Origin of the sequence: Pseudomonas pharyngis (genome assembly GCF_021602345.1) — a bacterium.
Lineage (GTDB): Bacteria > Pseudomonadota > Gammaproteobacteria > Pseudomonadales > Pseudomonadaceae > Aquipseudomonas > Aquipseudomonas pharyngis.
This window is the reverse complement of the sequence record NZ_BQID01000028.1, coordinates 1-14,086: the sequence shown is the minus strand read 5'-3', so window position 1 is coordinate 14,086 and position 14,086 is coordinate 1. Positions and strand designations below refer to the sequence as shown.

Genomic DNA, 14,086 nt, shown 5'->3' with positions numbered 1-14,086 from the left:
CTCCATGTAGTGCGGCATCACGTTGCGCGTTGAGTTGAAGGCCACGGCTGTCGCGCTCAGGTCCGATGGCTGTTGTTCACTGACGTTCATAACTGCAATCCGACCCGCATCAGCCAGGTTTCAGGCTCGCGGTGCAGGCCGGTCGGGGTGTTCAGACTGCGTTGGTAATCGACATCCACTTGCAGGTTTTTCCAGCCCAGATTGAGGCCGATGCTGGCGCCGCTCAGACGTTGGACCGGAGCACCGTGATCGGCCTTGATCCAGCCGTGGTCGAGACCGACGCGCGGGGTGAGCTGCATCGGCAGATCGCTGCGCAACGGCAGGCGCAAGGTGTTGCGCCAGATCGCGCCGCTGGCGCCGGACGCGCTGCTGACCCGATAACCGCGCACGGCGGAATCGTCGGTGCCGAGCAGTTGTTCGATGGCTGGCAGCGGATCCGGGCTGTATTGCACATTGAGTTGGCTCTGCCATTGCCAGGCTTGCGCGCCGAGCTGGCCGTTGCGCCATTGGCTGAGGCCGGCGCGGTACTTGCGAAACTGTGCCTTGGGCAGGTTTTTGACCTGGCGATCGGCATCGTCGTCGGCACCGAACCCGCTTAAACCCTGGGCGTAATTGACGTCGAGGTTCCATACCGCGCGGTCGAGCCAGAACAGATTGAGCCCCGCTTCGGCCACAGTCAGAGTCGGGCTTTGAATACCGAGGCGGACATTTTCCAGATAGCTGTCGACGTCCTTGTGCGCCAGTTGCAGGTTGGCACTGAGCTGATGGCTCTGGTCACGCCACAACACCCGGTCGGCGCGCAGGCTGAGCTGATCGGTGATGCCGGTGCTGTGCAGGGTCGCCGTGCTGAGTTTGAACGGCGCGCGGTATTCGGCGTGGCTGGCGAAGGTGCTGAACGTCCAGTAACCGTAGGGAATCGCGTAATAGAGGCTGGCGTTGCGGCTGTAGCGGTCGCCCTGATTGAGGGTGTCGCTGGCGCTGAGGCTCAGCAGGTCGTTGAGTTCGAGCGGACTGTCGAGCGTCAGGCTCAGCGTGTCGCGATCGCGACCGGTGCTGGCACTGCCGAGGTTGTCGAAACCGGCACCGAGGGCCCAGCGTGACTGCCCCGAGGTCCGCGAACGCAGGATGATTTTCGACGCGCCGGGCTGGCTGCCGGGAGCGATGTCGGCGGTCAGATCAAGCGAGCGCAGGCGGTTCAACTGATCCAGTCCCTGCTCCAGATCCCGCAGGTTCAGCGGTTTACCGAGCATGCCCGGGAACGCCCCGCCGAGGGACACTGGCAGGCTTTGGTCCGCCAGTTCGATGGACTCGATGTAGCCTTCGTCGATCAGGATATCCAGCGATTGCCCCGCCGCCGGCGCACTGCTCAAGTACGGCCGACTGGCGATGTAGCCCTTCTCGACGTACAGCGCGGTGATGGTCGCCAGCAGATGGTTGATCTGGCCGACGCCCATGCACGGTGCCAGCAATGGCTTGATGCGGGCGTTGAGTTGGTCGCGATCGATCAGCGTGACACCGCCGACGCGCGTACCACTCAAGGGCCAACAGCGCTCATCAGGTTTGATCGACTCAGGAATGGCCGGATTGGCCGGCGTCGGGCCAAACGCGCCGCGCTCCAGTTGGCGCTTGCGCTGTTCGAGTTGCAGTTGTTGCAGATCGCGCTGTTGCAGTTGCTGCTGGCGCAGCACTTCCTGGCCAGGGGCTGACGCTTCGGCGGCGAGAACGCTGGGCGCAGACACACTCAACAACAAGGCCGACAACAGCGGGCGCGGCAGGGAACGACTACGAGAAACAGCGCAAAGCGAATACGGCACTCAACATCCTTGCAATCAACTGGCGTAATGCCACCCCATCAATTGCGGTGATAGTCAGAGCCTTCCTACACAAATGCAAGACGCTTCCTACAGCGCTTACATTTCTTAAACAAATGGTCAGCTTCTTCTTTCAACAACCTTCATCTGACGACCGGCGATAAAAATCAATTGCCACAAAATATTACTCGCGTCATATTACGGTCGTAATAGCCATTCTGCTTTCTCAGGTATTACGCCATGACCAGCATGCCCACCGTAGAACCCGATCTCGCCGTTCCGGTCAGCGCCCCCAAACCTCCTCTGCTCAAACGGCTGCTGTTGCCCACTGCGGGTTTGGCCGCGCTGGTGTTCGCCGGCCTGTATGCCTTGCATTGGTGGGGCACCGGGCGATTTCTCGAGGAAACCGACGATGCCTACATCGGCGGCGACGTCACGGTGATCGGACCGAAAGTCGCCGGTTACATCGAGGAAGTGCTGGTCAGCGACAACCAAAGGGTGAAGGCCGGCGACGTGCTGATCCGCCTCGATGCCCGCGACTACCGCGCCAATCTGGCCAAGGCCGAAGGCGCGGTCGCCGCCGAAGAGGCGCTGCTGGCTAACCTCGATGCCACCGAACAACTGCAACAGGCGGTGATCGGTCAGGCCCGCGCCGGCATCGATGCTGCCAGCGCCGAAACCGCCCGTTCGCGGGACGACAACGCCCGCTACAAACGTCTGGTGACCACCAACGCAGTGTCGGTGGAGAGCGCGCAGCGGGCCGACGCCACCTTCAAGACCGCGCAAGCCTTGAGCGCCAAAGCCCAGGCCGAATTGCTGGCCGCGCAACGCCAGCTCACCGTGATCGAAACCCAGAAACAACAGGCCCGCGCCGCCCTCCAGCAAGCCCGGGCCGAGCGTGATCTGGCGCAACTCAACCTCGGCTACACCGAACTGCGCGCTCCGGTTGACGGCGTGATCGGCAATCGCCGCGCGCGGGTCGGCGCTTATGCGCAGGCCGGTTCGCAACAGTTGTCGGTGGTGCCGGCCAGCGGTCTGTGGGTCGATGCCAATTTCAAGGAAGACCAACTGGCGCGGATGAAACCCGGCCAGCGCGTGAGCATCCGCGCCGACGTATTGTCCGGCCAGGAATTCCACGGTCGCCTCGATAGCCTCGCCCCGGCCACCGGTTCGCAGTTCAGTGTGCTGCCGCCGGAAAACGCCACCGGCAACTTCACCAAAATCGTCCAGCGTGTACCCGTGCGGATCCTGCTCGACCCGGCGGACGGCGTGCTCGGCCACCTGCGTCCGGGCCTGTCGGTGACCGCTGAAGTCGACACCCGCGCCCAACCTGAAACCACGGCTGTGGCCAGCGCGCCATGAGCACCGCCCTCACCGCCGCCGCGCAGCCATTCAATGCCGCCGAGATGGCGACGGCGACCAAAGTGTTCGCCTTCGCCACGATGTGCATCGGCATGTTCATCGCGCTGCTGGACATCCAGATCGTCTCGGCCTCGCTGCGCGATATCGGCGGCGGGTTGTCCGCCGGCACCGATGAAACGGCATGGGTGCAGACCAGTTACTTGATCGCCGAGATCATCGTGATTCCGCTGTCGGGCTGGCTGTCGCGAGTGTTCGCCACGCGCTGGCTGTTCTGCGCCTCGGCGGTCGGCTTCACCCTCGCCAGCCTGCTCTGCGGCATCGCCTGGAACATCCAGAGCATGATCGCCTTTCGCGCGCTGCAAGGGTTTCTCGGTGGGTCGATGATTCCGCTGGTGTTCACCACCGCGTTCTTTTTCTTCACCGGCAAACAGCGGGTCATCGCCGCTGCCACCATCGGCGCCGTGGCTTCGCTGGCGCCAACATTGGGCCCAGTGATCGGCGGCTGGATCACCGACATTTCCTCCTGGCACTGGCTGTTCTACATCAATCTGGTGCCGGGGATTTTCGTCGCCGTGGCGGTGCCGATGCTGGTGAAGATCGACCAGCCGGAACTGTCGCTGCTCAAGGGCGCGGACTATTTGAGCATGGTGTTTCTGGCGCTGTTTCTCGGTTGCCTGGAATACACCCTCGAGGAAGGCCCGCGCTGGAACTGGTTCAGCGACCAGACCATCCTGACCACCGCATGGATCAGTGGCCTCGCGGGGCTGGCCTTCATCGGCCGCACGCTGCACGTGGCCAATCCGATCGTCGACCTGCGCGCGCTCAAGGATCGCAACTTCGCCCTTGGCTGCTTCTTTTCCTTCGTCACCGGCATCGGCCTGTTCGCGACGATTTACTTGACGCCGCTGTTTCTCGGCCGGGTTCGCGGCTACGGCGCGCTGGATATTGGTCTGGCAGTTTTCTCCACCGGGGTGTTCCAGATCATGGCGATTCCGCTGTACGCCTTTCTCGCCAATCGCATCGATCTGCGCTGGATCATGATGGCGGGCCTGGCGTTGTTCGCCTTGTCGATGTGGGAATTCAGTCCGATCACCCACGATTGGGGCGCCGGAGAATTGCTGCTGCCACAAGCCCTGCGCGGAATCGCACAGCAACTGGCGGTGCCGCCGGCAGTAACGTTGACGTTGGGTGGCCTGGCACCGGCGCGGCTCAAGCATGCGTCGGGCCTGTTCAACCTGATGCGCAATCTGGGCGGTGCAATCGGAATTGCGGCGTGCGCGACCATTCTCAACGACCGCACCAACCTGCACTTCACCCGGTTGGCGGAGCATCTGAACAGCAGCAACGAAGCAGTGAATCAGTGGCTGGCCCAGGTCGGCGGCAACTTTGCCGCGCTGGGTCAGAGCGGCGATGTCGGCCTCACCGCCAGCCTGCGTCAGCTGTGGCTGCTGACCTACCGTGAAGCGCAGACGCAAACCTACGGCGACACGTTCCTGATGATCATGGTGTGCTTCGGCATCGCCACGGCGATGGTGCCCTTGATGCGCAAGGTGCAACCACCGGCCGCGCCGAGTGCCGATGCACATTGATCGATCAGGCCTGTGGGGTTTTACGGAAGCCCACGGCCAGACGGTTCCAGCTGTTGATGGTGCTGATCGCGACCGTCAGGTCGACCATTTCCTGGGGCGAGAACTGCGCAGCGACCACTTCGTAGTCTTCGTCCGGGGCGTGGGTCAGGCTCAGCTGGGTCAGGGTTTCGGTCCACAACAGCGCGGCGCGTTCACGTTCAGTGAAGAACGGCGCTTCACGCCATGCGGTCACGGCGAACAACCGGCGCGGGGTTTCGCCGCCCTTGATCGCGTCGGCGGTGTGCATGTCGATGCAGAACGCACAGCCATTGATCTGCGAAGCGCGCAGCTTGACCAGTTCGATCAGGTTTTTTTCCAGCGGCAATTTCGAGACGGCGGTTTCCAGGGCGATCATCGCTTTCAGGGCATCTGGGGACGCGGTGTAGAAATCGATACGAGGTTTCATGGCGACTCTCCGGGGCAAGTGAATGTGGGGCTACGTTAGTCCCGGCGTCCGGACCGGCAAATAGCCAATCTCCCGGAAGATGGGTAGGCCACTGCGCTGGTGTCAGAAAAGAAAGTGTGAATGGGCAATTGCCAGCACTCGTTGCGCGCCACTAGAATGCGATCAATTCTTAATTGCACCCTAATCGCACTCTCGATTGCATCTCTGGCAACGGACGCCCGAAACGAGTACCTGCCCTCCATGTCGTCCCTCGATCAGCCGTTGAATCAGCAAGTCCAGACGCTCTACAGCGAACACCACGGGTGGCTGCAGGGCTGGCTGCAGCGCAAGTTGGGCAACCGCTGCGAGGCGGCCGATCTGGCGCACGATACCTTTTTGCGCCTGCTCACCCGGCAGGTGATCAAGCCGCTGGGCAACGAGCCCCGGGCACTGCTGACGCACATCGCCAAAGGCCTGATGATCGATCGCTGGCGGCGTCAGGACCTGGAGCGCGCGTACCTGGAAACCATCGCGCACTTGCCCGCCGCCGAAGTGCCGTCGCCGGAAACCCGCTACCTGATCCTCGAAACCCTGTGGCGCATCGAAGCGCTGCTGCGCGAACTGCCCGAGCAAACCCGCGAGACCTTCCTGCTGTCGCAGATCGAAGGCCTGACCTACGCGCAGATCGCCACGCGCCTGAATGTTTCGCTGATCACCGTCAAACGGCACATGCGTGCTGCGTTCATTGCCTGCCTGAGTGTCGCCTGATGAATTCGTCGATGATCAATCCGCAGATTCTCGGCGAAGCCGCCGACTGGCTGGTGCAACTGCATTCCGGCACCGCGACCCCGTCCGACCACCAGGCCATCGCCCAATGGCGCACCCGCAGCGCCGAGCACGCCATCGCCTGGCAACGGGCCGAAGCGCTGTTGGGGGACTTGCGCAGCGTGCCGGCCAACGTCGCGCTCCAGACCTTGAAACGCGCGTCCCGCAAGGAAGGCCTGAGCCGTCGCCAGACCCTCACCCGCCTCGGCTTGCTGTTGATGGCCGGGCCGCTGGGCATCGCTTCGCAGCATGTACCGTGGCAGCAATGGACCGCCGACCAGCGCACCGCCGTCGGCGAACAAAAGAACCTGCAACTGCCGGACGGCACTCAACTGGTGCTCAACACCGACAGCGCCGTGGACATCACTTTCAGTCCGATAGAGCGCCGCGTCCTGCTGCTCAACGGTGAAGTGCTGATCAACACCGCCGCAGACACCAGCGCCCGTCCGTTCATTGTCGAAACCCCGCAAGGTGTGGCCCGCGCACTGGGCACGCGATTCTGCGTGCGCACCGAGGGTTCGCGCAGCCAGGTGTCGGTGCTCGAAGGCCAGGTTCAGATCACCCCGCAACTGCTCAAGCAGAGTGCGATTCTTCAGGCGGGCGAGCGCCAGCGCTTCAAGCTCAACAGCTTCGACAGCAGCGAAACCTTCGACACCGCTTCCCTGGCCTGGGACAAAGGCATGCTGCTGGCCAGCAACATGCGTCTGGACGAATTGCTCGGCGAATTGAGCCGCTATCGCCGGGGCGTGCTGCGCTGTCATCCGGACGTCGCGGCGATGCGCGTGTCCGGGGCGTTTTCCCTACGCGACACCGACGCCAGCCTGCGTCTGCTCAGCGACACGTTGCCGCTGAACATCAACAGCCTGACCCGTTATTGGCTGTCGGTGGAACCGCGTGTCTGAGCCCTCGGAAAATATTTTCCGTATTCACTGATACCTTTTCGCGTCTCGTCCGGTGAGTGGATAGACCTCCCGATTCCACGCCCCCGACAGGAACACCGAATGACCGCAATGCCATCGCCCCGCCCCGCCACGTTTGCGCTCAAGGCCCTGAACCTGAGCCTGGCCCTGGCCTTCAGCGCACTGCTGCCGAGCGCCGCCCACGCCGCCGACAGCGTCAGTGAAAGCGCCAGCCGCAGCGTCAATATCGGCCCCGGCCTGCTCAGCCATGTGCTGGCGCAATTTGCGGTCAGCGTCGGCGTGCCGCTGTCGTTCGATCCGGCGCAACTGGGTAATCGCCAGAGCCCCGGCCTGCAAGGCAGTTACACCGCGCAGAGCGGTTTTGCGCGGTTGCTGGAAGGCAGCGGTTTCGAGCTGATCAGCACCGGCCACAACGGTTACACCGTGGCCCCGAAAGTCGCGGCGGACGGCGCGCTGGAACTGGGCGCCACCAACGTCAGCGCCCTGCGCGACGACAGCGGCGATACCTACGGCGGCGAACAGGTCGCGCGCCGCGCGCAGATCGGCATGCTCGGCAACCAGGAGGTCAACGACCTGCCCTTCAGCGTCACCAGCTATACCGCCAAGACCATGGCCGATCAGCAGGCCCAGACCGTTGGCGATGTGTTGCTCAACGATGCCTCGGTGCGCCAGTCCAACGGCTTCGGCAACTTCTCGCAGATGTTCATGATCCGTGGCCTGCCGCTGGCCTCCGACGACATTTCCTATAACGGCCTCTATGGCGTGCTGCCCCGGCAGATCATCGCCGTCGAAGCGCTGGACCGGGTCGAACTGTTCAAGGGCCCGAATGCATTCGTCAACGGCGTGACCCCGAGCGGCAGCGGCATCGGTGGCGGGATCAACCTGCAACCCAAACGCGCGATGGATACGCCGACCCGCAGCGTCACCCTCGATTACAGCGCCGACGGCCGGGTCGGCGGGCATCTGGATCTGGGCCAGCGTTTTGGCGAGGACAACCGCTTCGGTGCGCGGATCAACCTGATGCAGCGCGAAGGCGACACCGCCGTCGATGACGAAGACCAGCGCTCGTCGCTGTTCAGCGTCGGCCTGGACTATCGCGGCGATCGCCTGCGGGTCTCGACCGATTTCGGCTATCAGAAGCAGGTCATCAACCAGGGCCGCTCGGTGGTCTATGTCGATTCGAGCCTGACCAAAGCCCCCAAGGTGCCGCACGCCAACGCCAGCTATGCCCAGAGCTGGAGCTATTCGCAACTCGAAGACACCTTCGGCATGGCCCGCGCCGAATATGACCTGAACGACAATTGGACCGCCTACGTGTCCGGCGGCGCCAAGCACACTCGCGAGAACGGGGTTTACTCGTCGCTGACCGTCACCGACCTCAACGGCAGCGCCCGTGGCGGCATGCTCTATTCGCCCCACGACGAGGACAACCAGAGCGCCATGGCCGGGCTCAACGGCCGTTTCGACACCGGCCCCGTCACGCACCAGTTGAACCTCGGCTGGGCGGGCATCTGGGGCGAGCAGCGCTCGGCGTTCGAAACCATCGGCACCGCCGGGCGCTACAGCACCAACCTGTACAACGTCACCGACAAGCCGCGCCCGGCCCCCACCTCGTTCGCCAGCGACATCAATGACCCGCGCATCACCGGCAAGAACACCCTGCGCAGCGAGGCGATTTCCGACACCCTCGGCTTTGTCGATGACCGCATCCTGCTGACCCTCGGCGTGCGCCGCCAAGAGCTGAAAGTCGATGGCTGGAGCACCGCCACCGGCGCCCGCACCTCCAGTTATGAAGAGTCGATCACCACCCCGGTCTACGGCCTGGTGATCAAGCCGTGGGAGCATGTGTCGTTCTATGCCAACCGCATCGAAGGCCTGGCCAAGGGCCCGACGCCGCCGACCACCGCGATCAACCGCGACGAAACCTTCGCCCCGGTGCGCAGCAAACAGATCGAGGCCGGCGTGCGGCTGGACATGGGCAGCTACGGCGCCAACCTCGGCGTCTATCGCATCGAGCAACCGTCGAGCTATACCCAGGACGGAATCTTCCGGGTCGACGGCCAGCAGACCAACAAAGGCGTGGAACTCAACGTCTATGGCGAACCGCTCGACGGCCTGCGCCTGCTCAGCGGCGCAACCGTGATGAAGACTGAACTGGAAGGCAGCAGCAACGGCGTGAATGACGGCAATCGCGCCGTCGGGGTGCCGCGCTTCCAGTTCAACCTCGGCGCCGACTGGGACATTCCGGGCCTCGAAGGCGCTGCCCTCAGCGCGCGGATGTTGCGCACCGGCGGCCAATACCTGAACGCGGCGAATACTCAAAGCATTCCGGCGTGGAACCGTTTCGACCTGGGCACGCGCTATGCCTTCAAACTGGATGAAAAGCAGATCACCCTGCGGGCCAATCTGGAGAACGTCGCCAACGAAGCTTACTGGGCCTCGGCCAACGGCGGTTACCTGACCCAGGGCACGCCGCGCACGCTGAAGGTGTCGGCCACCGTGGACTTCTGACCGCTCGTCATCCGGCCGGCACCAAGGGTTCGGCGCGTCTGACCAATATCAGGTAATCCCCTTTCCGGAGACAGACCATGATGACGCGCAAACTCACCTCGCTGTTGTTGATCGGCCTGCTGGCCACAGGCTCAGCCGCGACATTCGCCGCCAACGACGGCGCCGATGCCACGGGCACCAAATCCGGCTCCACCAATGGCTCGCCGATGCCACCGGACAATACGCCGGGCTCGCCGTCCGGCGGCAGCGGCGCGGGTGGCGGGACCGGCACCAACGGCGGTGCCAGCGGTTCAGGCTCGGGAGCAGGAGGTGGCACCGGTTCGGCCGGTGGCGGCACGGGCGGTGCCGGCGGTGGCACTGGCGGCTGAACGAACAAGAGCAGGCCGTGGTAAACGCCATGGCCTGTGTCTGAACCCTACCGTTTTTTGTCAGCGATCCGAACGTAGCAATTCGCCGAATCCGACGTCCATCGACAACACGGCCGCGCGATTGCGGCCGGCGTTTTTGGCCTGATACAGCGCCGCATCGGCGCGCTGGATGAACAGCTCCGGGCTGTCATTGCCCAGCGGAATAAACGAATAGCAGCCCAGGCTCACCGTCAGATAACCGGTGGGCGAGCCGCTATGGGTGACGTGCTTGTCCATGACGCTGCGGCGAATCTGCCCGGCAATCGCCAGCGCGCCGTTGATGTCGGTGTCCGGCAGCAACACCGCGAACTCTTCCCCGCCGTAACGCACCGCCAGATCGGATTTACGCTGGCAGCAGTTCTTCACCACCTGCGCGACCTGCGTCAGGCAATGGTCGCCGGCCACGTGGCCGTAGGCATCGTTGTAGCTTTTGAAGAAATCGATATCGAGCATGATCAGGCTCACCGGGCTCGACTGCCGCGCGCCCCGGGCAAACTCCACCTCCAGCGAGCGCTCGAACAGACGCCGGTTGGCCAGCCCGGTCAGGCTGTCGTGGGTGGCGATCTGCTCCAGCGTCCGCTGGGCCTTGCGCAGGTTTTTCTCGATCCGCTCGCCATCGCGCACCTGATGAATGAACACCCAGCCGAACAGCCCCACGCCGAGCATCACCAGCGCCACGATGACGCTGGACTGGAACGCCCGGTCATACCAACCCTGGAGGATCGTGTCCCGGGACGAAGACGCCGCGACCACCAACGGGTAGCTTTCCAGCTGCCGGTAACCATAAAGACGGGTGACACCGTCGACCACCGAATCGATCATCGCGGTGCCGGCGGCTGCATTGGGCAACAACTTCTGGTAGATCTCGCCCTTGGCCAGCGAGGTGCCGATCAGGCTCTCGTCGAAAGGCCGCCGGGCGAGCAAGGTGCCGTCGGTCAGGCCGAGGAACATGGTGCCGTTGTCGTCCAGGCTGAAGCTTTTGAAGAACCGGTCGAAGTAGGACATCTTGATCCCGGCCAGCAGCACACCCTGAAAATTGCCGGCGTGGTCGTTGACCCGTTTCGAGATCGGGATGATCCACTCGCCGTTCTCACGGCTGCGGATCGCCGGGCCGATGTGCGCCACGGCCGAGACGTTCTGCTGGTGAAACTTGAAGTACTCGCGATCCGCCACGCCATGGCCGCGCGGCAGATCCGCGAACGAGGTAATCACCCACTGCCCTTCGCGGTCGAACAGGAACATGCCGTGCAACTGCTCCAGTTGCTGCACCCGCCGCGCGAGGGTTTTCTGCAAACGCGGCTTCTGCTCCGCGCCATAACCATCGTCCTGAACCCAGTCGACCAGGCTGGTCAGCACCAGATCCGCTGCCAGAAAAGTGTCTTCAGCCTGCTGAGCCATGGCCCGGGTCAGGTTGGCCGACGACACCTGTGCGTTGGCCAGATCCTGGCGCCGCGACTGTTCGATCTGCAAATACAACAGGCCGGACAGGCTCAGACACACAGCCACGATGAACAACACCGCCGCCTTGCGCAGGGGCAAACGCTTGAGGGTGCCGCCGGGGGCCTGGTGCGGATCGTGAATGGGGATAGGCAAAAGCGTGTCCTGGGCAGGTACGACAGGGGCAAAAGCCCGAAACCCTTGTTTTTGTGAGCGTAGCCCACCGGGTTGTGTGGGGCAACCAAGCGCCACCGAGACAATCCCGACCTTGTTGCTATCGGCGCGCAGGGCAATTGGATGACCTGCGACGCGAATTATTTTTGCCTGCCCGTTTTCCTCGCTTTTACCCCCGGCTCGCCAACCGCCGCATTGCACTGTGCAGATGCGCCCGCGCACTCTCGGGATCGCCCTCGCGCATCTGCTCGTAGGCCCGTTGCGCAACCGCGTGCGGCACCGGTTTCAACACCCGTTGCGTGGCCATCGCCAGCAGTTGCACCTGCGCGGCACGCTCCAGGTAATACAGATCGTCCCAGGCCTCGGCGATGGTCGGCGCGGCGACAATCACACCGTGGTTCTTCAAAAACAGAATGTCGGCCTCGCCCATCACCTCGGCAATCCGGTCGCCTTCACGCTCATCCAGCGCCAGCCCGTTGTAATGCTCGTCCACCGCCGTGCGCCCGTAGAACTTCAGCGCGGTTTGACTCAGCCACAACAGCGGCGGCCCCTCCAGCAGGCACAACGCTGTCGCGTTCGGCATGTGCGTATGGAACGCGACCTTCACCCGAGGCAGCCGCTGGTGCAGGCGCGCATGAATATAGAAAGCAGTCGCTTCCGGCTGGCCCTCGCCGTCCACCACGTTGCCGGCGAAGTCGCAGACCAGCAGGTTGTGCGCCGTCACTTCGGAAAACGCATAGCCGTACGGATTGACCAGAAACAGGTCAGCGTGCCCCGGCAACATCGCCGAAAAATGATTGCAGATCCCCTCCTCCAACCCGTGCAGCGCCGCCAGTTGAAAGCACGCCGCCAGCTCGTGGCGGGCGGTGATGATGGCTTCGCTGTCGAGGTTCAATGAGCTGGAATGCGCGGGTCGGGCGCTGCTGGTCAGGGTGTGGGCCATGGCGAAACTCCTTTATGGCGGGCGAGGTTTCTTACCAGCCAAGGGACGAGAACAGCGGGAGCACTTCGTCCAGCGTGTTGAGGATCGCGTCGGGCCGATAGTCCGGCAGCAACTGACGACCGGTGCCGCGATCGATCCAGACGCAACGAAAATGCATGTCGCGGGCCGCCGTGTGGTCAAGCATCGGGCTGGCGCAGATGTGCACCACCTGATCGCGGCTGACGCCCAATTGCTCATGAGCGTAGTCGAACAGCCGCGGCGCCGGTTTGTAGGCGCCGGCCTGCTGCGCGGTGATCACCCGGTCGATATGGCCGCCGAGTTGAGCGACGTTGCCGGCGATGATGTCGTCATCGGTGTTGGAGACGATGCACAGTTTGAAACCCTGGGCCTTGAGCTGCGCGAGGGTCTCGACGACTTCGGGAAACGGCGGCATCTGCGGGATCGCAGCGGCCAGGCGCTGGCTGTCTTCGCTGGCACTCGCCAGGCCCAGTTCTTCCAGGGCCAGTTGCAGGCCGAGAGTGCTCAGCTCGCGGAACGAGCGATGCGGCGGTGTCTGTTCCAGGCGATGTTCGTGGCGGTCGTAGACCTCGATCAGGCGCCCGGCGTCGACCCGGTGTTCGCCCTTTTCGCTGAGGATCCGCTCGGCCACGGCGCGCAGGCCTTCGTCCCATTGAATCAAAGTGCCGTAGCAATCGAAGGTCAGCCATTGCGGGCGCGGTGTGTTGATCAAGGTCATGGGGGCATTCCTCTGCAAGTGAGGGCTTCAGCTTATGAACTCGGGGTGATAGTGTGAAATTAAATAAATAGCCAACAGTCAGTTACAAAACAAATATCGAGGCCGCCGCCATGCTGGATCTGGAACTGCTGAAAACCTTCGTCTGCGTGGTTGATGAAGGCAGCTTCACCCGCGCCGCCGAACGCGTCCACCGTACCCAATCCACGGTCAGCCAACAGGTGCGCAAACTCGAAGACCTGGTCGGCCACGCCCTTTTGTTGCGCGACCGCACCGGGCTGAACGTCAGCGTCACCGAGCACGGCGAACTGCTGATCCACTACGCTCGCCGCCTGCTGGCCTTGTCCTCCGAGGCCAGCGAAGCCCTGGCCAGCGATCTGGATCTGGAAATCCTGCGCATCGGCATGCCGGAAGACTTCGACGCCCGACGCATGGCGCTGATCCTCGCCGGCTTCACGCGCAGCCACCCGCAAGCACGGCTGGAAACCGTCAGCGGCATGAGCCTCGACCTGCGCCAACGCCTCGACAGCGGCGAAATCGACATCGCCCTGATCAAACGCGAACCCGACAGCGGCCCGGCCTGGGCGACCTGGCCGGAACGACTGGTTTGGGTCAAGGGTGCTGAGTTCGACTCATCCAGTGGCGTGTTACCGCTGGCGCTGTTTCCCCAGGGCTGCCTGTACCGACAACGGGCGATCCGCCTGCTCGACGTGGCGCAACGCCCATGGCGGGTGGCCTTCGGCAGCCACAGCCTGACCGGCATTCAAGCGGCGGTGGCCTCAGGGCTTGGGGTTTCGGTGCTACCGGCTTCGGCGGTATTGCCGGAGCATCGGGTCTGCACGGACTTGCCGCCGCTGCCACCGACTGAACTGGCGCTGGTCAGTCGCGAGGGGGTGTTGAGTGGATTGCAGCGGGGGCTGGTGGAGTTTTTGCGGGGAGAACTGGGGGTG

12 protein-coding genes are annotated in these 14,086 nt (G+C 63.5%); 7 read left to right on the top strand and 5 right to left on the bottom strand.

Annotated elements, in window-relative coordinates; genetic code table 11:
- Positions 1–86: 86 nt before the first annotated feature.
- The gene (locus L6D74_RS29120) at positions 87–1,814 is read right to left on the bottom strand and encodes a ShlB/FhaC/HecB family hemolysin secretion/activation protein (protein ID WP_236191552.1); all 1,728 of its coding nucleotides are present in this window, start codon (positions 1,812–1,814) and stop codon (positions 87–89) included.
- A 237-nt stretch (positions 1,815–2,051) separates the two neighbouring features.
- Here L6D74_RS29120 and L6D74_RS29115 point away from each other — a divergent pair, with 237 nt between their 5' ends.
- Positions 2,052–3,173: an HlyD family secretion protein gene (locus tag L6D74_RS29115; protein WP_236191551.1), complete on the top strand. Its 1,122-nt coding sequence runs from the start codon at positions 2,052–2,054 to the stop codon at positions 3,171–3,173.
- Positions 3,170–4,762, top strand: a complete 1,593-nt coding sequence (locus tag L6D74_RS29110) for a DHA2 family efflux MFS transporter permease subunit (RefSeq protein ID WP_236191550.1) — start codon at positions 3,170–3,172, stop codon at positions 4,760–4,762. The genes L6D74_RS29115 and L6D74_RS29110 overlap by 4 nt, the downstream gene beginning before the upstream one ends.
- 4 nt (positions 4,763–4,766) lie before the next feature.
- Here L6D74_RS29110 and L6D74_RS29105 read toward each other — a convergent pair whose 3' ends face one another.
- Entirely contained in the window at positions 4,767–5,207 is a 441-nt protein-coding gene (locus L6D74_RS29105) for a carboxymuconolactone decarboxylase family protein (protein ID WP_064598013.1), read from the bottom strand.
- 240 nt (positions 5,208–5,447) lie between these two features.
- Here L6D74_RS29105 and L6D74_RS29100 point away from each other — a divergent pair, with 240 nt between their 5' ends.
- The 4 genes from L6D74_RS29100 to L6D74_RS29085 all read left to right on the top strand — a co-directional run bounded on the left by L6D74_RS29100 (position 5,448) and on the right by L6D74_RS29085 (position 9,810).
- Entirely contained in the window at positions 5,448–5,954 is a 507-nt protein-coding gene (locus tag L6D74_RS29100; RefSeq protein ID WP_085613166.1) for a sigma-70 family RNA polymerase sigma factor, read from the top strand.
- Entirely contained in the window at positions 5,954–6,913 is a 960-nt protein-coding gene (locus L6D74_RS29095) for a FecR domain-containing protein (protein WP_236191549.1), read from the top strand. Before L6D74_RS29100 ends, L6D74_RS29095 begins: the two co-directional genes overlap by 1 nt.
- 99 nt (positions 6,914–7,012) lie before the next feature.
- Positions 7,013–9,442, top strand: coding sequence for a TonB-dependent receptor (locus tag L6D74_RS29090; RefSeq protein ID WP_236191546.1), 2,430 nt, complete (start codon positions 7,013–7,015; stop codon positions 9,440–9,442).
- A 77-nt stretch (positions 9,443–9,519) separates the two neighbouring features.
- Entirely contained in the window at positions 9,520–9,810 is a 291-nt protein-coding gene (locus tag L6D74_RS29085) for a hypothetical protein (RefSeq protein ID WP_039770290.1), read from the top strand.
- Positions 9,811–9,870: 60 nt separating this feature from the next.
- On the opposite strand, the gene L6D74_RS29080 is transcribed toward L6D74_RS29085, so the two are convergent.
- From L6D74_RS29080 to L6D74_RS29070, 3 genes are all read right to left on the bottom strand, one after another.
- The gene (locus L6D74_RS29080) at positions 9,871–11,442 is read right to left on the bottom strand and encodes a sensor domain-containing diguanylate cyclase (protein WP_236191543.1); all 1,572 of its coding nucleotides are present in this window, start codon (positions 11,440–11,442) and stop codon (positions 9,871–9,873) included.
- Between the two features lie 187 nt (positions 11,443–11,629).
- Entirely contained in the window at positions 11,630–12,403 is a 774-nt protein-coding gene (locus tag L6D74_RS29075; RefSeq protein ID WP_236191541.1) for an aldolase, read from the bottom strand.
- A gap of 31 nt (positions 12,404–12,434) precedes the next feature.
- Positions 12,435–13,139 carry a haloacid dehalogenase type II gene (locus tag L6D74_RS29070; protein WP_236191539.1) on the bottom strand — a complete coding sequence of 235 codons (705 nt, stop codon included), beginning with the start codon at positions 13,137–13,139 and terminating at the stop codon, positions 12,435–12,437.
- A 110-nt stretch (positions 13,140–13,249) separates the two neighbouring features.
- Here L6D74_RS29070 and L6D74_RS29065 point away from each other — a divergent pair.
- Positions 13,250–14,086, top strand: an 837-nt coding sequence (locus tag L6D74_RS29065) for a LysR substrate-binding domain-containing protein (protein ID WP_236191537.1), incomplete at its 3' end; no start/stop codon positions are given.